This is a genomic window from Achromobacter sp. RT286_PF, assembly GCF_059760425.1.
The window spans coordinates 167,494-189,628 of sequence record NZ_JCBAMR010000003.1; the positions used below are offsets into that span (position 1 = coordinate 167,494).

Annotated in this window: 20 protein-coding genes; 11 read left to right on the plus strand and 9 right to left on the minus strand. The window is 61.8% G+C overall.

The genetic code is table 11. From position 1 onward, the window contains the following. Positions 1–26: 26 nt before the first annotated feature. Together AC6LJY_RS04410 and AC6LJY_RS04415 are read right to left on the minus strand one after the other, a co-directional pair. Positions 27–1,523: a sensor histidine kinase gene (locus tag AC6LJY_RS04410; RefSeq protein ID WP_498135371.1), complete on the minus strand. Its 1,497-nt coding sequence runs from the start codon at positions 1,521–1,523 to the stop codon at positions 27–29. Then, positions 1,513–2,190, minus strand: a complete 678-nt coding sequence (locus AC6LJY_RS04415; RefSeq protein WP_046806072.1) for a response regulator — start codon at positions 2,188–2,190, stop codon at positions 1,513–1,515. The genes AC6LJY_RS04410 and AC6LJY_RS04415 overlap by 11 nt, the downstream gene beginning before the upstream one ends. A gap of 489 nt (positions 2,191–2,679) precedes the next feature. On the opposite strand from AC6LJY_RS04415, the gene AC6LJY_RS04420 reads away from it, so the two are divergent. After that, positions 2,680–4,074 carry a ClcB-like voltage-gated chloride channel protein gene (locus AC6LJY_RS04420; protein ID WP_120157349.1) on the plus strand — a complete coding sequence of 465 codons (1,395 nt, stop codon included), beginning with the start codon at positions 2,680–2,682 and terminating at the stop codon, positions 4,072–4,074. A gap of 121 nt (positions 4,075–4,195) precedes the next feature. Here the strand turns inward: AC6LJY_RS04420 and AC6LJY_RS04425 are convergent, their stop codons facing one another. After that, positions 4,196–4,621 (minus strand): hypothetical protein, encoded by a 426-nt coding sequence (locus AC6LJY_RS04425; RefSeq protein WP_319307207.1) that lies wholly within the window; start codon positions 4,619–4,621, stop codon positions 4,196–4,198. A gap of 527 nt (positions 4,622–5,148) precedes the next feature. Then, positions 5,149–6,501 (minus strand): tRNA uridine-5-carboxymethylaminomethyl(34) synthesis GTPase MnmE, encoded by a 1,353-nt coding sequence (gene mnmE, locus AC6LJY_RS04430; RefSeq protein WP_498135372.1) that lies wholly within the window; start codon positions 6,499–6,501, stop codon positions 5,149–5,151. A gap of 115 nt (positions 6,502–6,616) precedes the next feature. Between mnmE and AC6LJY_RS04435 the strand changes: the two genes are divergently transcribed. From AC6LJY_RS04435 to AC6LJY_RS04480, 10 genes are all read left to right on the plus strand, one after another. Further along, complete coding sequence (locus tag AC6LJY_RS04435; RefSeq protein ID WP_485857693.1) at positions 6,617–8,203, plus strand: ABC transporter substrate-binding protein; 1,587 nt, start codon at positions 6,617–6,619, stop codon at positions 8,201–8,203. A 22-nt stretch (positions 8,204–8,225) separates the two neighbouring features. Continuing rightward, positions 8,226–9,200 (plus strand): ABC transporter permease, encoded by a 975-nt coding sequence (locus tag AC6LJY_RS04440; RefSeq protein WP_046806077.1) that lies wholly within the window; start codon positions 8,226–8,228, stop codon positions 9,198–9,200. Further along, positions 9,197–10,126 (plus strand): ABC transporter permease, encoded by a 930-nt coding sequence (locus AC6LJY_RS04445; RefSeq protein WP_498135373.1) that lies wholly within the window; start codon positions 9,197–9,199, stop codon positions 10,124–10,126. Before AC6LJY_RS04440 ends, AC6LJY_RS04445 begins: the two co-directional genes overlap by 4 nt. Before the next feature lie 11 nt (positions 10,127–10,137). Beyond that, positions 10,138–11,148 carry an ABC transporter ATP-binding protein gene (locus AC6LJY_RS04450; protein ID WP_046806079.1) on the plus strand — a complete coding sequence of 337 codons (1,011 nt, stop codon included), beginning with the start codon at positions 10,138–10,140 and terminating at the stop codon, positions 11,146–11,148. Then, the gene (locus tag AC6LJY_RS04455; protein WP_498135374.1) at positions 11,145–12,164 is read left to right on the plus strand and encodes an ABC transporter ATP-binding protein; all 1,020 of its coding nucleotides are present in this window, start codon (positions 11,145–11,147) and stop codon (positions 12,162–12,164) included. The genes AC6LJY_RS04450 and AC6LJY_RS04455 overlap by 4 nt, the downstream gene beginning before the upstream one ends. Before the next feature lie 138 nt (positions 12,165–12,302). After that, positions 12,303–13,502, plus strand: a complete 1,200-nt coding sequence (locus tag AC6LJY_RS04460; protein WP_498135375.1) for a M20 aminoacylase family protein — start codon at positions 12,303–12,305, stop codon at positions 13,500–13,502. Positions 13,503–13,689: 187 nt separating this feature from the next. Then, complete coding sequence (locus AC6LJY_RS04465; RefSeq protein WP_046806082.1) at positions 13,690–14,598, plus strand: TauD/TfdA dioxygenase family protein; 909 nt, start codon at positions 13,690–13,692, stop codon at positions 14,596–14,598. Between the two features lie 51 nt (positions 14,599–14,649). Then, the gene (locus AC6LJY_RS04470) at positions 14,650–15,687 is read left to right on the plus strand and encodes an ABC transporter substrate-binding protein (RefSeq protein WP_498135424.1); all 1,038 of its coding nucleotides are present in this window, start codon (positions 14,650–14,652) and stop codon (positions 15,685–15,687) included. Between the two features lies 1 nt (position 15,688). Then, on the plus strand, positions 15,689–16,525 hold the full coding sequence (locus AC6LJY_RS04475) for an ABC transporter ATP-binding protein (protein WP_498135376.1): 837 nt from the start codon (positions 15,689–15,691) through the stop codon (positions 16,523–16,525). 14 nt (positions 16,526–16,539) lie between these two features. After that, complete coding sequence (locus AC6LJY_RS04480) at positions 16,540–17,418, plus strand: ABC transporter permease (protein ID WP_498135377.1); 879 nt, start codon at positions 16,540–16,542, stop codon at positions 17,416–17,418. Positions 17,419–17,517: 99 nt separating this feature from the next. On the opposite strand, the gene AC6LJY_RS04485 is transcribed toward AC6LJY_RS04480, so the two are convergent. The 5 genes from AC6LJY_RS04485 to rpmH all read right to left on the minus strand — a co-directional run bounded on the left by AC6LJY_RS04485 (position 17,518) and on the right by rpmH (position 21,867). Next, positions 17,518–18,963: a catalase gene (locus AC6LJY_RS04485; protein WP_498135378.1), complete on the minus strand. Its 1,446-nt coding sequence runs from the start codon at positions 18,961–18,963 to the stop codon at positions 17,518–17,520. A gap of 282 nt (positions 18,964–19,245) precedes the next feature. Beyond that, a complete protein-coding gene (gene yidC / locus AC6LJY_RS04490; protein ID WP_046806087.1) occupies positions 19,246–20,925 on the minus strand; it encodes a membrane protein insertase YidC in 1,680 nt (559 codons plus the stop codon). A gap of 48 nt (positions 20,926–20,973) precedes the next feature. Continuing rightward, positions 20,974–21,246, minus strand: coding sequence for a membrane protein insertion efficiency factor YidD (yidD, locus tag AC6LJY_RS04495; protein ID WP_082134561.1), 273 nt, complete (start codon positions 21,244–21,246; stop codon positions 20,974–20,976). Further along, complete coding sequence (locus AC6LJY_RS04500; RefSeq protein ID WP_046806088.1) at positions 21,246–21,617, minus strand: ribonuclease P protein component; 372 nt, start codon at positions 21,615–21,617, stop codon at positions 21,246–21,248. Before AC6LJY_RS04500 ends, yidD begins: the two co-directional genes overlap by 1 nt. A gap of 115 nt (positions 21,618–21,732) precedes the next feature. Next, on the minus strand, positions 21,733–21,867 hold the full coding sequence (gene rpmH, locus AC6LJY_RS04505) for a 50S ribosomal protein L34 (protein ID WP_003816025.1): 135 nt from the start codon (positions 21,865–21,867) through the stop codon (positions 21,733–21,735). Between the last annotated feature and the right edge of the window lie 268 nt (positions 21,868–22,135).

The window sequence follows — 22,135 nt, forward strand, 5'->3', positions numbered from 1 at the left end:
ACAAAATCGAAGCTTTCCAAACCCTTTCAATTTCGCGCGATTTCGTGACGCGGCGCAGCATCGGGATCGCGGTTGCGGGCGGGCGCCAGGGAAAACACCAGGGCCGCACGCAAGCCCGGCAAGGGCGTGCGGTTTTCCAGCACGAGGGTGGCGCCCAGTATTCCGGCAATGGTGCCCACAATGGCAAGGCCCAGGCCGGCCCCGGACGTGTTCTTGCCTGCCGCACCCCGGCGAAAGCGCACGCAGGCCCGCGCGATGTCGTCCGCGGACATCCCCGGGCCGTCGTCCTCGACGGCCAGACGCGCTTGGCTCCCTTCCACGTGCACCGTCACGGTGACCTCGCCGGCCGCCCGCGCATAGCGGATGGCGTTATCGACCAGGTTCGTGACGGCCTCGCGCAGTAGCCAATCCGCGCCGCTGACGCATACCGGCCGACTTTCCGCTTCCAGCCCGATGTCCAGCTGACGCGCTCGCGCGGCGGGCAGCAGGCTTCTGATGACGGCGTCGGCCAGCTCGACCAGATCCACCGGTTCTGCGGTAAACCCCCCTTCGGCCATGGAAGCGTCCTTAGCGCGCGCCAGGGCGAGCATTTGGTTGGTGGTGCGCACGGCCCTGTCCAGGCCCTCCTGCATCGCCAGAAGGGCTGTACGGACCTCCTGGGGGTCTGTTTCGCGCAGGGCATAGGCCGTTTGGGTACGCAAAACCGACAAGGGCGTGCGCAATTGGTGCGAGGCGTCGTCAAGGAACTGGCTCTGCACCCTCGCCTGGGCCGCAAAACGGGCCATGTGGAGGTTTACAGCCGAAACCAGGGGCAAGACCTCACCCGGCATCTCGGATGCGCTGACGGGGCTTAAATCGTCTCCAGAACGCCCTTCTACCTCCTGCCTTAGCCGAACCAAGGGGCGCAGCGCCATGAAAACCCCAAGGATGATGACCAGAACGCTGATCAGAATCACGGCCAGGTCCCGTTCCACCGAGCGCAATAGCACCTGGTGCATGAACGCCTGGCGGCTTTCCAGCCCCTCGGCCACCTGCACGATTACCCGTCCCCCTTTGTTTGCATACAGGGGCGGATCCATCTGCCGGGCCAGCGCGGCGACTCGCACGGGGGCACCCTGGTAGGTCGCGTAAAAAAAACGCGGTTCGCCCGATTCCAGCGGCTGCTCGGGCAACGGCAAGCCGGGATGCCCGATTTCGGCCAGCCCGTCTTCGGTTGCCACGCGATAGAAAACGCTGCCATTGGCCGTCAGCTCAAAAAATTCAAGCATCAGGTAAGGCTGTTCCATGGCTAATCCACCGCTGGCTGTGGATATGTTGTGGTCGATCGCGCGAAGCGCGCCAGCCAGCGATCGGTCATAGGCAATGTCGACCTGGTTGCGCAGTTGATGGTTCGACAGCCACAGCGCGCCCATCATCACCAGGACCAACGTGGGGATAAGCCACCAGAGCAACTGCGTTTTCAGGGTGCGATTACGTTTTTTTCCCGCGAAAAAACCCGTTTTTTTCGGATTTCTAGTTGTCAACAAGGTTCTCCAGGCAGTAGCCCATGCCGCGCATGGTCACGATCTGCACACCGGTATCCGCCAATTTCTTGCGCAGGCGGTGTACCAGCACTTCGATGGCTTCCAGGTTGATGTCCGCATCGTCCGTGACGATGCGGTCAAGAATTTGCTGCTTGTTGATGGGTTCGCCACTTTTCTGAATCAACACCCGAAGTACGGCATGTTCACGTGGGGATAACTGCAAAGTCTGTCCGGAGACCATGAATTTTTGAGCCGCAGTCTCAAAAACCAGGTTTCCCAGAGACAGACGCGGGTGTTCGCGTCCCCGGCTGCGCCGAATCAGTGCGATCAAACGCGCTTCCAACTCTTCCACAACAAACGGTTTCGGCAGGAAATCGTCTGCACCCAGGTGCAGCGTTCCAATTTTTTCGGCCAAGGAATCGCGCGCGGTCAAGACCAACACCGGCGTTCGATCGTCTCGCGCGCGAATTTTTGCCAGCAAGGCATGGCCGTCCATACCGGGAAGTCCCAGATCCAGGACGACTGCATCGAATTCTTCGATTGCCAACCGTCTTTCGGCGACCAATCCGTCGTCAGCCCATTCGACGACAAAGCCTGCGTGTCGGGCCAGGCTTCTTGAAAGCCAGCGAGCAAGTTCGGCTTCGTCTTCTATCAGAAGGATGCGCATGGACGGAGTCCGGGGGGGAGTGGCTGGCCGGAATGGGAAAGCATGTTTGGCTTTTCCTTTATTTCTCTTTATATAAAGACTAATGATTAATAAGGCCTGTGGATAACTACCTTAACCTTGAAAACCTCATTCTTTTCATCGACTTGCAGCGGTTTTTGCCTGTGCAAGAACTCTGTGTGGGAAAAAAGTTGAAGTTGGACAACATTTCGGCCACCCCCAAAAACACCACCTTGTTCAACTTGCCTCCACACAATGTGCACAACCTGGCTACTTAGGAGTTATCCACAGGGTCGGCCATGGGAATTGGGGTGGAAAGCGGCACTTTTACCCCGAAAAACCGGCGACTGCCTACCGGGTTTTTCGCCCTTGCAGGGGGTCAAAATCGCCTTCTGAGGCACTTGGGTGGCTGGGCATTCGAGGGGGCGCGCCGGCGGTTTCTTGACTAGGGACTGAACAAAAAGTGAGCAGCTTCCGCCGTAGAATCCGCCCATGGCTATAGAAAAAAGCATCATGAAATCCAGGGCGAAACACGGCTTGGTTTACCGGTTAAGGGCCCGCTTGGTGGCCGACAATCTGCCCGCCACCTTGTGTGCGGCGGCGCTGATGGGGCTGTTCGGCGCCCTGGCAACCGTGGTGTTTCGCGAACTGCTGGGCTGGACGCAAATGTTGCTGGGCGGCGAAGAGGTTCCGCGCGGCATGGTGTCGCTGGCGCGGGGGCTGGACCCCTGGCAACGGTTTCTGTTGCCCGCTGCGGGGGGCGCCGTCGCCGGTCTCGTCCTGCAAATGGCTGCCCGGTGGCTGCCAAAGCGGGGCGCAGCCGACTATATGGAAGCCATTTCCATTGGCCGCGGCGTCATTGGCCTGCGCCAGACACTCGCGCGCAGCCTGTCGTCCATTTTTTCAATCGGCTCCGGGGCGTCGATCGGGCGCGAAGGCCCGATGGTCCAGCTGGCCGCCATGTTTTCATCGCTGACCGGCCGATTCCTGCTGCTGCCGCCCCGCCATCTGCGGCTATTGGTCGCCTGTGGGGCCACGGCAGGCATCACGTCCGCCTATAACGCGCCCATTGCGGGCGCCTTATTCATATCCGAGATCGTTTTCGGCGTAATTTCGTCCGCCACGCTGGTGCCGCTTGTGGTGTCGTCAGTGGTGGCCAACATCGTCACGCGCCAGATCCTGCACTACGACGCTGTCTTCCATATGCCGCATTTTGAATTTGTGTCGGGGTGGGAAGTGATCAATTACCTGGGTCTGGGCGTGGCCGCTGGTCTGGTCGCGCCTCAATTCCTGCGATTTCTGGATCTGTCGCGCGCCACGTTTTCGCGGCTGCCCTTCCCGCTCTGGCTCCGGATGGCGTTGGGCGGACTGGTGGTCGGTGCCTTATCGGTCGTCAACCCCCAGGTCTGGGGCAATGGTTACAGCGTGGTCAACAGCATGCTGCATACGCAATGGGCCTGGCAGGCCGTGGCGGCCATCTTGCTGATGAAGATAGTGGCCACGGGCGCCAGCGTGGGGTCGGGCGCGGTCGGCGGCGTGTTCACGCCGACGCTGTTTGTGGGAGCGGCCTTGGGTGCGCTGTATGCGAGCGGCTTGCAAGCGCTGTTGCCGGCGGGTGATGTGTCGGCAATTTCCAGCTATGCCGTGGTCGGCATGGGGGCGTTGCTGGCCGCCACCACGTACGCGCCGCTGATGTCGACGCTGATGATTTTTGAGATGACGCTGAGCTATGAAGTGATGCTGCCGCTGATGTTGGCCTGCATTACGGGGTACGTCATTGCACATCGGATACGGCCGGAATCGGTGTATGCGAAATCACTGGCGAACAACGAGCGCGCGCAGCGTGCTGTGTGGAAAGTGGCGGCGAAAACTGACGTCGAGAGGTGACGCCTAAAGGTGAAATTTAGCAAGGGGTATTGAAAGGAAAGCTGAGTGAATAACATGAGCAAAAGCTCATATTGTTCAGTCAGACCTTCGATTGCCTTGTCTGTCATGCGTCGGCAGCACTTCATGGATCAATGCGTTCTCCGTTTACGCGGATCACCGGCTTGCGCTTCTCACCGAAGCCGCACAACTTATCGATTTCCTTGGGGAACAGCGTGTACGGCACGTTGTACTGGATGAAGGCCTCGACGCTGTCCGGAAATGCGTTGATGAGCAGCCAGCCCAGCCAGAGCGGGATGGTGAGGGGAGCCTTGAACATCCCATAGGGCTTCGCCAGCCGGCGTCGTAACCCTGCATACCAGTCCCGGTATGGTTGCAGGGTCTCTTGCCAGCGGCTTTGTCGCGGCGGCAGCGGCGCGGGCTTGGGCAGGCCTTCAGGACCTCGTTCCATGAAGATTTGCAAATAGGACCAAAGGGCCTTGGCCGAACGGTCGCCGTCAAACATGCCAAGATTGCCGCATGCCGCACAGATTTCTGTCGGCGGGTCCATGCTGTAGTCCACGCCAAAAAGGTACAGCTGTGTCGCGCCACAGCCGGCGATAGTTAAAAGCCCTGGTTATTGCCAGCACGTCTTTTTCAAGAGTTTCGCTGTGTGCTCCGTTTAGCCAAAGCCAAGGGCGTGCCCCCTGTTGTAGCTTGGCCCAGCACATGTCAGGCAGCGGATTCACCACTTGACGCGACCAATGGGGTTGGTCGGGCAACGTGTTCATCACGTCGCTCTCAGTGAGCTTGTAGCCTTGAACGTAGCCTTGAGTAACCGCCGGATGGTGGGGTTGTGGGCAAGTCAGATGGTGAGGGCATGGCGTGCTCTTGGGGACGACCCACTTTGGTAGTCGTCGATGGCGTCAATTAGCGATGACCACTTTTAGAAGCAACTGCCAGACCCGGTAAATAAGAACAGTCCGATAAGCGCGTGAGATAGATCCTGTTTTCTTGACGAAGCTTAGGGACGCGCATCGGGGAGCAGATCGGGAAAGCGATCTGCTATATGGCCTTTCAAATCAGGCCCTTGTCCGGTTACTTACCGATGCAAAAGCTGGAGAAAATCTCGCCCAGCAAATCATCGCTGGTGAATTTTCCGGTGATGCTCGTCAGGCTTTCATGCGCCAGCCGCAGCTCTTCCGCAAACAGGTCCAGCACCCGGTCGTCCTGACCCGCGTGTTCGCCGGCCAATTCCAAATGTTCAGCCGCTTGTTGCAAGGCGTGCAGGTGACGTTCGCGCGCCAGCCAGGGTGATTCGGCGCCGGGGTTCCAGCCTGCGATGTTCAAGAGTTCGGCGCGCAGCGCGTCCAGGCCGGCCCCGCGCTTGGCGGAGATACCCAGTTCACCCGCGCCGGGGGTAAACGTTGTGGATAACAGGTCGACCTTGTTGAACACCTTCAACACCGGCGTACGGGGCGGCAGGCGCGCGGTGATCTGCGCGTCCAGTTCATCGCCCGGCTGGGTTGCATCCTGCAGATGCAAAATAACGTCAGCCCGTTCGATTTCCTGCCAGGTGCGCGCGATGCCGATGCTCTCAACCGTGTCCTCGGTTTCGCGCAATCCGGCCGTGTCCACAATGTGCAATGGCACGCCGTCGATATGGATTTCCTGCACCACTTTGTCGCGTGTCGTGCCCGCAATGGGCGTGACGATGGCGATGTCGTCGCCTGCCAGCGCGTTGAGCAGGCTGGATTTACCGACGTTGGGTTGGCCGGCCAGCACCACATGCAGGCCCTCGCGCAGGATGACGCCCTGGCGGGCTTGCGCGATCAATTTGGACAGGTCCGCCGTCAGCGCGTCCAAGGTGGGACGCGCCTGATACTTTTCAAGGAAGTCGATTTCTTCTTCAGGGAAGTCCAGCGTCGCCTCGACCAGCATGCGCAGGTGAATGATGCGGTCGGACAGGTCGTTCACGCGCGATGAAAATTCGCCCGACAATGACGCCATGGCGCCTCGCGCGGCCGCCACGGAGGACGCATCGATCAAGTCCGCCACGGCTTCGGCCTGCGCCAGGTCCATGCGGTCGTTCAGAAAGGCGCGACGCGTGAATTCACCGGGTTCGGCCAGGCGCACGCCCAGGTCGCGCCCGGCCGCCAGGCAGCTTTCCAGCACGCGCCGCAACACGGCGGGGCCACCGTGGCCTTGCAGCTCAAGCACGTCTTCACCGGTATAGGAATGCGGTGCGCGAAAGTAGAGGGCGATGCCTTCGTCCAGCAGTTCGCCGTCGATGGATTTGAACGGCAGATAGTGCGCGTGGCGCGGCGTGAGTTCGCGTTGGAAAATGCGCCGCACCAATTCGGACAGGTCCGCACCAGAAACGCGCACGACGCCGATGCCACCTCTTCCGGGGGCGGTGGCAATGGCGGCAATAGGGGCGTAAGCGGACATATCTGAGAGGCGGGGAAGCGAGAACAATAGGGGAATATAACTGTTGCGCGGCTCCTTGTTTGCTGGTTAATGTGGCCCCGAGGTTCAAAACCCGAAACAACTCTGGGAGATCACGATGGCATCTCGGTTTTCGCGTGTCTTGGCCTGCGGCTCGGCCGCGGTGATGTTGGCCTTTGGCACATTCAGTTCCGCTATGGCTCGCGATCTGGTGATCGCTTTGAAGACCGAGCCCTCATCGATGGATCCGCAGTACCACGCGTTGACGCCAAACACGCAAATCTCCCAAACCATTTTCGACACCCTGGTTGCTACCGACGCCCAGTTAAAACCGAAGGCCGCGTTGGCCGAATCGTGGACGGTTGACGGCAAGGTATGGACGTTCAAGCTGCGTCCCAACGTCAAGTTTTCGGACGGCACGCCGTTCACCGCGGAAGACGTCGCGTTCACCTACGACCGCGTGCCCAAGGTGCCCAACAGTCCCTCGCCGTTCACGCTGTACCTGGGGTCGGTTGCGAAAACGGAAGTGGTGGACCCCATGACCGTGCGCATCACCACGAAGGAAGTCGCGCCCAACCTGCTGGTGAACCTTGCGCAGTTGCCCATCATGTCGAAAAAGGCCGCGTCGGGCCCGGCGGCTGAAGGCAAGACCACCACCGAATTGAATAGCGGCGATGGCCTGGTGGGCACGGGTCCGTACAAGTTCGTGTCATGGAAACGCGGCGCTGAATTCGTGCTGGCGCGCAATGAGAATTACTGGGGCAAGAAGCCCGAGTGGGACCGTGTGGTGTATCGCCCGATCAGCAATGCCGCCGCGCGCGTCGCCGCATTGCTTGCCGGCGACGTCGACATGATCGAGGACCCCCCCACCGACGATCTGCCCAAGCTCAAGGCTGACAAAAAGCTCTTTGTGGAAGAGACGCCGTCGGTGCGCGTCGTGTACGTGGCGCTGGACCAGTACGCCGAGCCGTCACCCGGTATCCAGGGCACCGATAAGAACCCCATGAAGGACAAGCGCGTGCGTGAAGCGCTGTCGCTGGCCATCAATCGCGATGCCCTGGTGGAACGCGTGATGGGGGGCGTGGCGCTGCCCGCCGGCAACCTGCTGCCCTACCCCATGTTCGGCTCCAGCAAAGAGCATTCGAAGGCACCCAAGGCCGATGTGGAAAAGGCCAAGGCCCTGCTTAAGGAAGCCGGTTATCCCAACGGCTTTTCGATCACGCTGGGGTCGCCGTCGGGCCGCTACGTCAACGATTCGAAGGTCGCGCAAGCCATCGCATCGATGTGGACGCGCATCGGCGTGAAGACCAGCGTGGACGCGATGGCGCCGCCGGTGTTCTTCAAGAATCGCGACAGCTATCAGTTCTCGGCGTATCTGGCAGGGTGGTCCGTGACCAGCGGTGAAATGTCCAACGCGCTGACGTCCTTGCTGGTCACGCGCAACCCGGAAGCGGGTCTGGGCACGACCAACCGCAGCCGCTATTCCAATCCCAAGATGGACGAGCTGGTCAAGGAAGCGTCTTCCACCATGGATGATGCCAAGCGCGCCGAGTTGCTGTCCAAGGCCAGCAACATGGCCATGGACGATTACGCCATGCTGCCGGTGCACTTTGAACTGTCGGTATGGGCGATGAAGGGCGACATCCGCTACCAGGGCCGCCCCGACCAGGTCACGCTTGCGCAGTTCGCAACCCTGAAGAAGTAACGCGCAACGCGGGCGGTCTCCAGTGCTGGCAACAATCGTAAGAAGACTGCTGCAAACCATCGTCGTCATGCTGGTCATGTCGGCGTTGGTCTTTGCGGGCATCTACATGGTGGGCGACCCGGTCTCGATGCTGGCCAGCCCGGAAGCCACCGAGGCACAGCGCGCCGCCATCAGCGCATCGCTGGGTTTGGATCTGCCGCTGTGGCGGCAATATCTGATCTTCATGGGCCAGGCGGTGCGCGGTGATTTCGGCAACAGCTTTCTGACGGGCGAGCCCGCCATGCACCTCATCCTTGAGCGCATGCCGGCCACCGTGGAACTGGCCTGTGTGGCCATGCTGCTGTCCGTGCTGATTGGTGTGCCGCTGGGCATCCTGGCGGGCTTGAAGCCGCAAGCGCCCGGCTCGCGCGCCATCATGACGGGGTCGGTGCTGGGCTTTTCCTTGCCCAACTTCTGGGTCGGCCTGATGCTCATCATGGTGTTCGCCGTGATGCTGGGGTGGGTGCCTGCGGGTGGGCGCGGCAAGACCGTCAGCATCGGCTCGTTGCAGCTTAGCGTGTTGACCTTAAGCGGGTGGATGAGCCTGGCGCTGCCCGCCGCAACGATCGCCATCGCCAAGTGCGCCATGATCATCCGCGTGACGCGGGCCGCCACGCGTGAAGCGCTGCCGATGGACTACATCAAGTTCGCGCGCGCCAAGGGCCTGTCGGAAAAACGCGTGCTGGGCGTGCATCTGCTAAAGAACATCCTTATCCCCGTCGTGACCGTCGCAGGCTTGGAATTTGGCCAGGTGATGGCGTTTGCCGTGGTCACCGAAACGGTTTTTTCGTGGCCAGGCATGGGCAAGCTGCTGATCGATTCCATCATCAACCTGGACCGCCCCGTGGTCGTGGCCTACCTGCTCTTGATCGTGTTCTTTCTGGTCATGTTGAACCTGGTGGTGGACATCATTTACACGGTGCTGGACCCCCGCGTACGCTTGGATAGCCGCCGATGAATAGTCCCGTCAGCCCCGCCAGCCCCGCCGTCCCCATCGCTGCCAAAAAAGAACAAACGCCCTGGCGCCGCTTCGTCTCTGATTTTTTCGCCAGCAAGCTTGCCACGCTGGGCCTGGTGATGCTGCTGGTCATCGTCGGCGCGGCGGTGTTGGCGCCGTGGATCGCGCCGCAGAACCCGTACGACCTGGCATCGCTGGACATCATGGATTCCAAGCTCAAGCCCGGCAGCGAAAGCAGTGACGGGTCCATGCATCACTGGCTGGGCACGGATGGCCAAGCGCGAGACTTGCTGTCGGCCATCCTGTACGGCATGCGCACCAGCTTGATGGTGGCCACGATCTCGGTGCTGGCAGCGTTTGGCGTCGGTGCCACGGTGGGCCTGATCGCCGCCTATTTTGGCGGCCGCATCGATGCGTTGCTCATGCGGATTGTGGATATCCAGTTGTCCTTCCCCGCCATCCTCGTTGCGCTGATGCTGTTGGCGATTCTGGGCAAGGGTGTGGATAAGGTGATCATCGCGCTGATTGTTGTGCAGTGGGCGTACTTCGCGCGCGCCGCGCGCGGCGCGGCGCTGGTGGAACGCGGCAAGGAATATGTGGAAGCGGCGCGCTGCATGTCCTTGTCGTGGGGCCGCGTGCTGTTTCGCCATGTGCTGCCCAACTGCATGCCGCCCCTGATTGTCATCGCCACCATCGACCTGGCGCACGCCATCGCGCTGGAAGCCACGTTGTCGTTCCTGGGCGTGGGCGTGCCGGTAACCGAGCCGTCGTTGGGCATGCTGATCTACAACGGCTTTGAATACCTGTTGTCCGGCCAGTACTGGATATCGTTTTTTCCCGGCATCGCGCTGGCGCTGGCCATCATCGCCATCAACCTGGTGGGCGACCACCTGCGCGACGTGCTTAACCCGCGTCACGCAAATTAAGGGCGAACGCGATGCAGACAAACGCCGTGCAATCGCCCCTGGCCGTGGCCCGGCCTGTACTTGAGGTCCAGGGACTTAAAACGCATTTCTTCACGCGCAATGGCGTGGTGAAAGCCGTTGACGGCGTGGACCTGACCTTGGCTGAAGGTGAAATCCTGGGGCTGGTCGGCGAATCGGGATCGGGCAAGAGCATCACGGGCTTCTCGTTGATGGGCCTGCTGGATGAGCCCGGCCGCATCGTTGAAGGCCACCTGCGCCTGAATGGTGAAGACCTGCGCGGCGCGACGCCCGCGCGCTGGCGTCAACTGCGCGGCGAAGAGATCGCGATGATCTTCCAAGACCCGATGATGACGCTGAACCCCGTTCTGCGCGTGGATACGCAAATGATCGAGGCCGTGCGCGCACATCACAACGTGTCGCGCGAGCAGGCGCGCGCGCGAGCCTTGCAGACGCTGACGATGGTGGGCATTCCGTCGCCCCAAGAGCGCCTGCGCGCCTATCCGCATCAGTTGTCGGGCGGCATGCGCCAGCGTGTCGCGATTGCCATCGCGCTGCTTAATTCCCCGCGCCTGATCATCGCCGACGAGCCCACCACCGCGCTGGACGTCACCATTCAAGGGCAGATTCTTTTTGAAGTGCAGAAGCTGTGCCGCGAGACCGGCACCGGCCTGATCTGGATTACGCACGACCTGGCGGTGGTGGCCGGCCTGGCGGACCGCGTGTCCGTCATGTACGCAGGGCGCGTCGTGGAAACTGGCAGCACGCACGACGTCATCACGCATCCCATGCATCCGTACACGCATGGCTTGATCGCATCCATCCCCACGCCGGAATCACGGGGCAAGCCGTTGGTGCCGATTCCTGGCATGACCCCCTCGCTGTTGAACCTGCCGCAAGGCTGTGCGTTCCGGGGGCGCTGTCCGCGCGCCACCGACGCCTGTCTGATCGAACCGCAGCCCGTTGAAGTTCGCCCGGCGCAATGGGTGCGCTGCTGGCATGCCGGAGACCCAGACCCCAAATGAGCGAAGCACAACGCGACGCCGCCACCCCCATCCTGTCCCTGCGCGACGTAGCGCTGCGCTTTGTGCAGCCCGTGGACCTGGCCGGCCGCATCGCCAACCTGCTGGGCGCGGGCTTGAAGACGCAAGTGGTGCATGCCGTGGCCGGCGTGGACCTGGACGTGCAGCCGGGTGAAGTCATCGGCATTGTGGGGGAGTCGGGCTGCGGGAAATCCACGCTGGGCCGTGTCGTGTCCGGCATTTTGCCGCCCACTTCCGGCGACGTGCACTATCACGGCAAAGCCGTAAAGTCCATGACGGGCACACAGCGGCGCGCCTACGAGCTTGGCGTGCAGATGATTTTCCAAGACCCCTACGCATCGCTTAACCCACGCATGCGCGTGCGCGAGATCATCGGCGAGGCGCCCGTTGCGCACGGCTTGATTCGATCCCGCGACAAAGCCGACTACGTGGCGGGGTTGATGCGGCAGGTGGGCTTGGACCCGTCCTTCGCGCAACGCTATCCGCATCAGTTTTCGGGCGGGCAGCGCCAGCGTATCGGGATTGCGCGGGCGCTGGCCTTAAAGCCATCCGTGATCGTGTGCGACGAAGCCGTCGCGGCGCTGGACGTGTCCATCCAGGCACAGGTGCTGAACCTGTTTGAACAGCTGCGCGATGACCTGGATTTGACGTATCTGTTCATCAGCCACAACCTGAGCGTCGTGAGTCATATCTCGGACCGCGTGGCCATCATGTATCTGGGGCGCGTGGTCGAGCTTGCCCCGACCGACACTGTTTTTCAGCGCGCCAATCATCCGTACACGCAGGCCTTGTTGAAGGAACTGCCGACGTTGACGCCCGGGCGGCGCACATATCAGCCGATCAAGGGCGAGCTGCCGTCGCCGCTGGATCCGCCCAGCGGCTGCGCGTTTCATCCGCGTTGCCCGCATGCGATGCCGCGCTGCAAAGAAGAGCGCCCCCTGTTGCGCGAGATATCGCCGGGCCAGTACAGCGCCTGTCACTTGAACGATATGGCCTAGCCCACATGCATGGCCGTACTGGACGTGAACGAGGCGAAGCGCGAGAATCCTTCAATGAAAACGCGTGTTTGCATCGCACGCCCGCGATTGAGCGATTGAAAGCCGTATCTGAATCCCCTAATTCTTCATTCAAACGCCATGAAAACCATAGACGAAATCGAACGCGCGCACGGCGAGTTGACCGCCTTGCGACGGGACATCCACGCCCATCCCGAACTGGCCTTCCAAGAGACGCGCACGTCCAATCTGGTAGCGGAACGCTTGCGTGAATGGGGTCTGGAAGTGCATACGGGCTTGGGCAAGACCGGTGTGGTCGGCGTGTTGCGCGGCGGCAGCGGCAAGAAGACGATCGGCTTGCGCGCCGACATGGACGCGCTGCCCATGCCCGAACACAACCGCTTTGCGCACAAGTCCACCATCAGCGGCCGCATGCACGGCTGTGGCCATGATGGGCATACCGCCATGCTGCTGGGTGCGGCGCAATACCTGTCCACCCATCGCAATTTCGACGGCACCGTCGTGTTCATTTTTCAGCCGGCCGAAGAAGGCGGCAACGCCGGCGCGCGCGCCATGATGCAGGACGGGCTGTTCGACAAGTTTCCGTGCGACGCGGTATTCGGCATCCACAACATGCCGGGCATGCCGGTCAACCAGTTTGGCTTTCGGGCCGGCCCCACGATGGCCTCCAGCAACCGGTGGGACATCGTCATCAAGGGCGTGGGCGGCCACGCCGCCCAACCGCATGCGTCGGTCGACCCCATCATCGTGGCGGCCGACATGGTGCACGCCTTGCAGACGGTGATCTCGCGCAGCAAGAACCCCTTGGAACAGGCCGTGCTGTCGATCACGCAGATTCACGCGGGCGATGCCTACAACGTGATTCCCGGAGAGGCCGTGCTGCGCGGCACCGTGCGCACGTATTCGGTGGAAACGCTGGACAAGATCGAGGCCGACATGCGCCGCATCGCCACGACCTTGCCGCAGGTTTATGGCGGAACAGGCGAGCTGGATTTCGTGCGCGCCTATCCGCCGCTGGTGAACTGGGAAAACGAAACGGCCTTTGCGGCCAAGGTCGCTGAAGACGCGTTCGGCGCGGAAAACGTGTTGCGCGACATGCCGCCTTTCATGGGCGCGGAAGATTTTTCTTTCTTCCTGGAAGCGATCCCCGGCGCGTACCTGTTCCTGGGCAATGGCGATGGCGATCACCGCATGGAAAGCTATCACGGCATGGGTCCGTGCCAGCTGCACAACCCGAACTATGACTTCAACGACGCCTTGTTGCCGGTAGGCGCCACGTATTGGGTGAAGCTGGTCGAGGCCTATTTGCCGGCTGCGTAACGCCCGCCAATAACCGATCGGCTATTTGCTAATACGCGATAGGCATGAAGCCGCGAGCCTTTGTCTCGCGGCTTTTTCTATATGACGTGCAGCTTTGATCAAACGCCGATAACTTCGTTTGAGATACAAGGCGGGGTTTCCATAATCGATCGTTCCAGATAGACCGCAAGGCAACACGGAGCGATCGATGTCCCAGAGCAACGCGCTGCGGCGCGAAGTAGACGCCGCCCCCGCCCTTCGGGCGCAGTCATTTGATATCAAGCCCCTGCCCGGCCCCGTCGGCGCGGAGCTCATTGGCCTGGATCTGTCTCAGGCGCTGACCACGGCGGACTTCTCTCGCGTGCATCAGGCGCATCTGGACCACCACCTGTTGGTGTTCCGCGACCAACGCATCACGCCGCAACAGCATATCGATTTCAGCCGCCGCTTTGGCCCGCTGATGATCCATGTGTTGCATCAGTTTCATCTGCCTGGCCATCCCGAAATCCTTACCGTGTCCAACATCGTGGAAGACGGCAAGCCCATCGGCCTGGGCGACGCGGGCAAGTACTGGCATTCGGATATTTCGTACAAGGAATTGCCCAGCCTGGGCTCGTTGCTGCACGCGCAGGAACTGCCCTCCGAAGGCGGCGATACCTTGTTCGCCAACATGCACCTGGCGTATGACACGCTGCCCGCGGCGTTGCGCAATGCCATCGTCGGCAAGCGGGCCGTGCACTCGTACCTGGCGCAGTACGGGCAGCTGCAAAAAGAAGGCAACTGGCGGCCTAACCTTAGCGCGCAACAGATTGCGCAGGTGCAAGAGGTGGTGCATCCGGTCGTGCGCACGCATCCCGAAAACGGCCGTCGCGCGTTGTTCGTCAGCGAAGGATTCACGACGCGCATCGTCGGTCTGCCCGAAGACGAAAGCCGTGCGTTGCTGGCGGAACTGTTCGCGCATAGCGTGCGCCCCGAACACATCTATCGCCACCGTTGGCAGCCGCACGATCTGGTGTTCTGGGACAACCGCTCGCTGATCCATCTGGCGGGCGGCACGCCGGACCACCTGCGCCGAAAGCTGTACCGCACGACCATCGAAGGCGATGTGCCGTTCTGAAAACGCGCCGGCGCCGACACAAAGCACTTATCCACAGGGAACACCATGCGCATGTCATCTGCACTTCGGGATCGTCTGATCCAAACCGCTACCGGCGCGGGTCTGGCGTTGGTCTTGGCGGTGTTGGCGCTGGCCTCGCCCACGCCGGCCTTGGCCGAAGGGCGCATCCGCATCGCGGAACAGTACGGCATCGTGTACCTGCTGCTGAATGTGGCGCGCGACCAGCAACTGATCGAAAAGCACGGCAAGGCCGAAGGTGTGGATATCTCGGTTGAATGGGCAAAGCTGTCGGGCGGCTCGGCTGTGAACGACGCGTTGTTGTCCGGGGCTGTGGATATCGCGGGCGCAGGCGTGGGACCGCTGCTGACGATTTGGGACCGCACGCGCGGCAAGCAGAACGTGAAGGGCGTGGCGTCGCTGGGCAATTTTCCCTATTACCTGGTCACCAACAACCCCAATGTGAAAACCATTGCCGACTTCACCGACAAGGACCGCATCGCGGTGCCCGCGGTGGGCGTATCGGTGCAGTCGCGGGTATTGCAGCTGGCGTCGGCCAAGCTCTGGGGCGACGCGCAATTCAACAAGCTGGACAAGATTTCCGTGGCGTTGCCGCACCCGGATGCCGCCGCCGCCATCATTGCGGGCGGCACCGAAATCACCGGGCATTTCGGCAACCCGCCCTTCCAGGAGCAAGAGCTGGCCGAAAACCCCAAAACGCGCATCGTGCTCAATTCCTATGACGTGCTGGGCGGGCCCAGTTCGTCCACCGTGTTGTTCGCCACCGAGAAATTCCGCCGCGACAACCCCAAGACGTACAAGGCGTTCCAGGCGGCACTGAAAGAAGCGGCCGCGTTCGCCGCCGCCAATCCCGAGAAGGCCGCCGACACGTATTTGCGCGTGACCGGCGCCAAACAGGACCGCGAGTTTTTGATCAAGGTCATCAAGAACCCGGACGTGCAATTCAAGCTGGAACCGCAGAATACGTACGCGCTGGCGCAATTCATGCATCAGGTGGGCGCCATCAAGAACGCGCCGGCCAGCTGGCGTGACTACTTCTTCGACGACGCGGTGACCGCGCAAGGAAGCTGACATGTCATCGATCGCGCCCAGCCCTGTGGATAACGTTCAAAAAGCGTCGCCCTTGCTGGCTGTGGATAAGGTGACGATCGAATATAAGACGCGTGAAAGGCGCGTGCGCGCCACGCACGAGGTCAGTTTTGACGTGCATGCAGCGGATCGATTCATTCTGTTGGGGCCGTCGGGTTGCGGCAAATCGACGCTGCTCAAGGCCGTGGCCGGCTTCATCCCACCCACGGATGGCCGCATCGCGATTGATGGGCAGGCCGTGACGGGGCCCGGGCCCGACCGCATTGTCGTCTTCCAGGAATTCGATCAGTTGCCACCTTGGAAAACCTTGCGTCAGAACGTGGCGTTTCCGCTGGTGGCGTCGCGCAGGCTGGGGCGGCGCGAAGCGGATGAACGCGCCATGCACTATCTGGACAAGGTGGGTCTGGCCGCGTTTGCCGACGCCTATCCGCACACGCTGTCGGGCGGCATGAAGCAACGAGTGGCGATTGCACGGGCGTTGGCCATGCAACCGCGAGTACTGCTGATGGACGAGCCCTTTGCCGCGCTGGACGCCCTGACGCGTCGACGCATGCAGGAAGAACTGATGGCGCTATGGGATGACGTGCGCTTTACCTTGCTGTTCGTCACGCATTCGATCGAAGAGGCGCTGGCATTGGGCAGCCGGGTGCTGTTGCTGTCACCCCATCCGGGTCGGGTGCGGGCGGAACTGAATGCGCACGCCTATGGCTTGCAGACGCAGGGCTCCGCCGGCTTTCAGGCTGCCGCGCGCCGCATCCACGACCTGTTGTTCGAATTGCCGGTGTCGTCGCCGGCGGTGGCCGAGCGCGCGGCGGCTTAAGGCAGGGGCGACCGATGAATACGCTACACGCCGCCACGCCCCCGATCCGCGCCGAGGTGGAATACGACCTGCCGCCCTTGCCCGCGCAGACCGCCCAGACGCCCCTGCCCTGGCAAGAGCGGCTGTGGCAGCACGCCGCCTTGCGCAAAACGTTCATCCTGGTGTTGCTGGCCTGCGTGTGGGAGCTGGCGGCGCGCTATACCGATAACGACCTGCTGCTGCCCGGCGCGTGGCAGACCGCGCAGGCGTTCGCCCAGGGCATTGCCAACGGCGAGCTATTGGCGCGCGCCGGCCAGTCGTTGCGCGTCTTGGTGCAGGGTTATCTGGCGGGGGTGGTGCTGGCCTTCGTGCTGACCACGCTGGCCGTGTCGACGCGCTTTGGCCGCGATCTGCTTTCCACCTTGACGGCCATGTTCAACCCGCTGCCGGCTATTGCCCTGCTGCCCCTGGCGCTGCTGTGGTTCGGCCTGGGCGAAGGCAGCCTGGTGTTCGTGCTGATCCATTCCGTGCTGTGGGCGCTGGCGCTGAACATGTATGCCGGCTTTCTGGGCGTATCCGAAACGCTGCGCATGGCAGGCCGCAATTACGGGCTGACGGGGCTGCGGTATGTGTTGCAGATTCTGGTGCCAGCCGCGCTGCCGGCGATCCTGGCCGGGCTGAAGATTGGCTGGGCATTTGCATGGCGCACGTTGATTGCCGCGGAACTGGTCTTTGGCGCGTCCAGCGGCAAGGGCGGCCTGGGCTGGTACATCTTTCAGAACCGCAACGAGTTATACACAGATCGCGTGTTCGCCGGGCTGGCCGCGGTGGTGGTTATCGGCCTGCTTGTGGAAAACCTGGCGTTCGACACGTTGGAGCATTTGACGGTGCGGCGCTGGGGCATGCAGCGTTAAATAAAAAGGGCGATTCCGTGTGGAACCGCCCTTTTTTCTCGTGCCACGGGATGGCAGCTTGCCGGGCTTACAGGCTTATCGCCCTATCGCCTTATAGGGTTACAGCGTCACCCCCAGCGCCTTGGCCACGCCCGCCGCGTAGGCCGGATCGGCCTTCTTGAAGTGTTCCAGCTGACGGCGCTGGATTTCTTCCGGCACGCCCGCCATGTGGCGGCCGATGTTGCCAAACAGCAGCTCCTGCTTTTCCGGCGTCATCAGGCGGAACAGATTGCCTGGCTGCGAGTAGTAGTCGTCATCCACGCGATGGTTCCAACGTGCCGCGGCCTGGCCGTCCAGTGCCAGCGGCGGTTCGCCGGCGGACGGCGTTTCCTTCCACTCGCCGGCGCTGTTGGGCTCGTAGTTCAGCGTGCCGCCCACGTTGCCGTCGACACGGCCCGCGCCGTCGCGGTGAAAGCTGTGGAACGGGCAGCGCGGCGCGTTCACCGGAATCTGGTGGTGATTGATCCCCAGGCGGTAGCGGTGCGTGTCGCCGTAGGAAAACAGGCGTCCCTGCAACATCTTGTCCGGCGAAAAATCGATGCCCGGCACGATGTTGGCCGGCGTGAAGGCGGCCTGCTCCACTTCCGCGAAGTAGTTTTCGGGGTTCCTGTTCAGTTCCAGCACGCCCACTTCAATCAGGGGGTAGTCGCCATGCGGCCAGACCTTGGTCAGGTCGAACGGGTTGATGTGATACGTCGCGGCTTCCGCCTCGGGCATGATCTGCACCTTCAGCGTCCACTTCGGGAAGTTCTTGTTTTCGATGTTCTCGAACAGATCGCGCTGCGAGCTTTCGCGGTCATGCGCAACGACCTGGGCGGCTTCTTCGTCGCTCATACAGACGACGCCCTGCTGCGACTTGAAGTGGAACTTCACGTAGAAGCGTTCGCCGTCCTTGTTGACGAAGCTGAATGTGTGCGAGCCAAAGCCGTGCTGCTGGCGCAGGTTGGCGGGAATGCCGCGGTCGCTCATCAGGATGGTGACCTGGTGCAGCGATTCGGGGCTGAGCGACCAGAAATCCCAGGCGGCGGTGGCGCTTCGCAAGTTGGTCTTGGGATCGCGCTTTTGCGTGTGGATAAAGTCGGGAAACTTCAGCGGGTCGCGGATGAAGAACACCGGAGTGTTGTTGCCGACCAGATCCCAGTTGCCTTCGTCGGTGTAGAACTTGATGGCAAAGCCGCGCACGTCGCGTTCGGCGTCCGCCGCTCCGCGTTCGCCGGCCACGGTCGAAAAGCGCAGGAACAACGGAGTTTGCTTGCCGACCTGCGAAAAGATGCTGGCGCGCGTGTAGCGCGAAATGTCGTGCGTGACGGTGAAGGTGCCGTAGGCGCCGGAGCCCTTGGCGTGAACCACGCGTTCGGGGATGCGTTCGCGGTCGAAGTGGGCCAGTTTCTCAATCAGCCAGAAGTCCTGCAACAGCGCGGGGCCGCGCGGGCCGGCGGTGAGCGTGTTGTTATTGTCTGCCACCGGGGCGCCTGAGGCGGTGGTCAGATTCTTCTTGTCGGTCATAGCACACTCCGTACGTAATTCTGGGAGGCGCGAGCCGGTGCGGGCCCGTGCCGTGTTGTGGATACTGCCCGACGCGGGGCGCAGGGCAGTATGTGGGACACATCATAGGGGCCAAGGTTGCGTTTGTGAAGTTGATTGAAACAGCATTGTCGATTATTAAAACCTATCGACTATGGACTCATCTCCGGGCACAGTCTGTGGCGTCGGGACGCCCCGCGCGCATAAAAAAACCGGCCACAAGGGCCGGTTTTTTTGAGACTTCAAAGGTCAGGCAGATCGGATTTACCGGTTTGCCGCCGCTTCGGTCTTGCGCTGCATGGAGCGGGTGATGGACCACTGCTGCGCGATCGACAAGGTGTTGTTCACGCACCAGTACAGCACCAGGCCGGCCGGGAAGAAGAACATCATCCCGCCAAACACCAGCGGCATGATCATCATGACCTTGGCCTGGATGGGGTCCGGCGGCGTGGGGTTCAGTTTGATCTGCAGGAACATGGTGGCCATCATGATGGCGGGCAGAATGAAGTACGGGTCACGGATCGACAGGTCATGGACCCACAGAATCCAAGGCGCGCCGCGCATTTCTACGCTGGCCAGCAGCACCCAGTACAGCGAGATGAACACCGGGATCTGCACCACCATCGGCAAGCAGCCACCCAGCGGGTTGATCTTTTCGGTGCGGTACATCTCCATCATGGCGGCGTTCAGCTTTTGCTTGTCGTCGCCGTACTTTTCCTTCAGGGCTTGCAGGCGCGGAGCCACTTGCTTCATGCGAGCCATCGAGCGGTAGCTTGCGGCGGCCAGCGGGAAGAAGATGGCCTTGATCAGCACGGTCAGCGCCACGATCGTCCAGCCCCAGTTGCCCAGCAACGAGTGCAGCCAGGTCATCAGCGTGAACAGCGGCTTGGCGATGATGGTCAGCCAACCGTAGTCGACCACCAGTTCCAGGCCGGGGGCGAGCGCCGCCATGGCTTTCTGGTCTTGCGGGCCGACCCACAGGTGCGAGTCCACGCGCGAGGCCGAACCGGGGGCGATTTCGCCAACGGCTTCAATGCTGCGGGCGGCGTACAGGTTTTTCTGGACTTCCAGCAGTTCGTTCGTACGCGGCTTGCCTTGCGGCGGCACCCAGGCAGTGGCGAAGTAGTGCTGCACCACGGCGATCCAGCCGTTGTCCGCCTGCTTGATGTAGTTGGCCTTTTTCTTCTCGATGTCGCTGAACGTGCTCTTCTGGAACTTGTCCTGCTCGGAGTAGACGGCGAAACCGGTGAACGTGTGATAGAAGCTGGACGTGTCGGCCGGGTCGTTGCCGTCGCGTTCCAGCTGCAGGTACAGCGCGGGCGTGACGGGGGCGGACCCGACGTTGGCCAGGTCGTGGCGTACGTCGATGTCGTAGCGGCCCTTGTGCAGGGTGAACGTCTTGGTGACCTTCACGCCACCCGATTCACCTTCGAACGACACGACCAGGTTGTCGCCGGTCATCTGGCGTTCGGTGGACGTGACGCGGAAAGGCGTCTGGTGCGTGGGGAAGCTCTGGCCATTGGGCGCGCCGACCACGCCGGACTGCACGACGTAGTTCAAGCCAGCCGAACGGTCCAGCAGCACGGTGGGCTTGTCGGCCTGGCCGGTTGCCGGGTACTTCAGCAGCTCGGCGCGCACCAACTGGGCGCCCATGGTGTCGAACGTCAGGCGCAGCACGTCCGTAGTGATGACGACTTCTTCCGAACGCGCGGCAGCGGGTGCGGTGGCGCCGGGCACGGCCGACGGCGCGGTGGCCGTGGATGTGGGGGCGCTGGGCACCGAAGGCGTGGCGTTATTGGCGCCGGCCTGCGGTTCAGCCGTGCTGGCCGCGGGCGTCGGGCCCCCGAACAGGGACGGCTTGCCGTTATGGATTTGCCAGTTGTTCCAGAGGAGCAACAGCGAAAAGGAAAAAATCATCCAGAGGACGGTTCGTCGGATATCCATGGTGCCTACTGAAGTGAATACGGGCCAGCAAAGCCCGCCAGTTTAGCGTCAATCGTGCTCGGTGCGGTGGCTGTGGGAGCAGCACGGGGGGCCATTGGTTCCCTTGGATTGCGGAACCGGATCCCAGCCGCCGGGCGACCACGGATGGCAACGGCCTATGCGCCGGACCGCCAACCAAAAGCCGCGCCAGGCGCCATGGCGTTCGATTGCTTCAATCGCGTACGCCGAGCAAGTGGGGGTAAAGCGGCACTGCCTGCCGATCCAGGGACTCAGGAAGAACCTGTAGAACCGGATCGGAAGAATGAGCAGTGCTTTGAAAATCATCGCAGGATCCGCTCAAAGTGAGCGTCCACTTCGGCCCTGACCAAGCGTTTTAGCGAGGTAAGCGAAGTGGGCGCGACTTTGCTATGCAAACGCACGACGTAGTCCTTGGCCGGCAACGCCAGACGCCGGTGGCGGAACGCTTCGCGGATGACCCGCTTGATGGCGTTGCGCGTACTGGCGTGGGCGGCGAAGCGCTTGGCGATGATCAGCCCCAGTCGTGCACAGGCATCCTGGCCGGGGGGCAGATCATTGGGAGCCGAAGTCACAATGAATAACGCCCCTCGAGCAAGACGCCGGCCTTTCAGGGCAGCGGCGAACTCGGAGGGGCGATGCAGCCGCGCCTCCGGGGGAAGCGTGGAGCGCGGCATGGACTGCGGGTCAGGCGTTTGCGCGGAACCAGAACGAGATTGCGAGAGGTCTTGCAATATGGCCGGTCCGTGCAAATAGTCAGGTTTTTCCGGAAAGGAACCGGAAAACCAGAACTTAGACAGCCAGACGCTTGCGGCCCTTGGCGCGGCGGGCGTTCAGGATGGCGCGGCCAGCGCGGGTTTTCATGCGCACGCGAAAGCCATGGGTGCGCTTGCGGCGGGTGACGGAAGGTTGGTAGGTACGTTTCATGGACGATCCACAAAAAGAACAAAAGTCAGAAGGGACCTGCCCGGAGGGTTCCAGGTCGCGGATTCAGAAGCGGGTATCTAGTGAGCATTTTTGCAACATGTGCAAAAAACAACGCATAGACGGGGCTCTGGACAAGGGATTTCTCCCCAGGCGACCTATTCAGCAAAGCTAAAAACCGGACAGTGCAGTAAGCGCCCAAACCTATGAAAGGAGGGTACTTGCCACAACTCCGGCTAAGCTCTCTGTGAAACCTTCTGACAGACAGAAT

What these genes read in the sequence shown, in the direction of transcription:
- AC6LJY_RS04415 (WP_046806072.1), bottom strand. Translation starts at nt 2,190, where the DNA reads ATGCGCATCCTTCTGATAGAAGACGAAGCCGAACTTGCTCGCTGGCTT.
- AC6LJY_RS04420 (WP_120157349.1), top strand. Translation starts at nt 2,680, where the DNA reads ATGGCTATAGAAAAAAGCATCATGAAATCCAGGGCGAAACACGGCTTG.
- AC6LJY_RS04425 (WP_319307207.1), bottom strand. Translation starts at nt 4,621, where the DNA reads ATGGACCCGCCGACAGAAATCTGTGCGGCATGCGGCAATCTTGGCATG.
- mnmE (WP_498135372.1), bottom strand. Translation starts at nt 6,501, where the DNA reads ATGTCCGCTTACGCCCCTATTGCCGCCATTGCCACCGCCCCCGGAAGA.
- AC6LJY_RS04435 (WP_485857693.1), top strand. Translation starts at nt 6,617, where the DNA reads ATGGCATCTCGGTTTTCGCGTGTCTTGGCCTGCGGCTCGGCCGCGGTG.
- AC6LJY_RS04445 (WP_498135373.1), top strand. Translation starts at nt 9,197, where the DNA reads ATGAATAGTCCCGTCAGCCCCGCCAGCCCCGCCGTCCCCATCGCTGCC.
- AC6LJY_RS04450 (WP_046806079.1), top strand. Translation starts at nt 10,138, where the DNA reads ATGCAGACAAACGCCGTGCAATCGCCCCTGGCCGTGGCCCGGCCTGTA.
- AC6LJY_RS04455 (WP_498135374.1), top strand. Translation starts at nt 11,145, where the DNA reads ATGAGCGAAGCACAACGCGACGCCGCCACCCCCATCCTGTCCCTGCGC.
- AC6LJY_RS04460 (WP_498135375.1), top strand. Translation starts at nt 12,303, where the DNA reads ATGAAAACCATAGACGAAATCGAACGCGCGCACGGCGAGTTGACCGCC.
- AC6LJY_RS04465 (WP_046806082.1), top strand. Translation starts at nt 13,690, where the DNA reads ATGTCCCAGAGCAACGCGCTGCGGCGCGAAGTAGACGCCGCCCCCGCC.
- AC6LJY_RS04470 (WP_498135424.1), top strand. Translation starts at nt 14,650, where the DNA reads ATGTCATCTGCACTTCGGGATCGTCTGATCCAAACCGCTACCGGCGCG.
- AC6LJY_RS04475 (WP_498135376.1), top strand. Translation starts at nt 15,689, where the DNA reads ATGTCATCGATCGCGCCCAGCCCTGTGGATAACGTTCAAAAAGCGTCG.
- AC6LJY_RS04480 (WP_498135377.1), top strand. Translation starts at nt 16,540, where the DNA reads ATGAATACGCTACACGCCGCCACGCCCCCGATCCGCGCCGAGGTGGAA.
- AC6LJY_RS04485 (WP_498135378.1), bottom strand. Translation starts at nt 18,963, where the DNA reads ATGACCGACAAGAAGAATCTGACCACCGCCTCAGGCGCCCCGGTGGCA.
- yidC (WP_046806087.1), bottom strand. Translation starts at nt 20,925, where the DNA reads ATGGATATCCGACGAACCGTCCTCTGGATGATTTTTTCCTTTTCGCTG.
- AC6LJY_RS04500 (WP_046806088.1), bottom strand. Translation starts at nt 21,617, where the DNA reads ATGCCGCGCTCCACGCTTCCCCCGGAGGCGCGGCTGCATCGCCCCTCC.
- rpmH (WP_003816025.1), bottom strand. Translation starts at nt 21,867, where the DNA reads ATGAAACGTACCTACCAACCTTCCGTCACCCGCCGCAAGCGCACCCAT.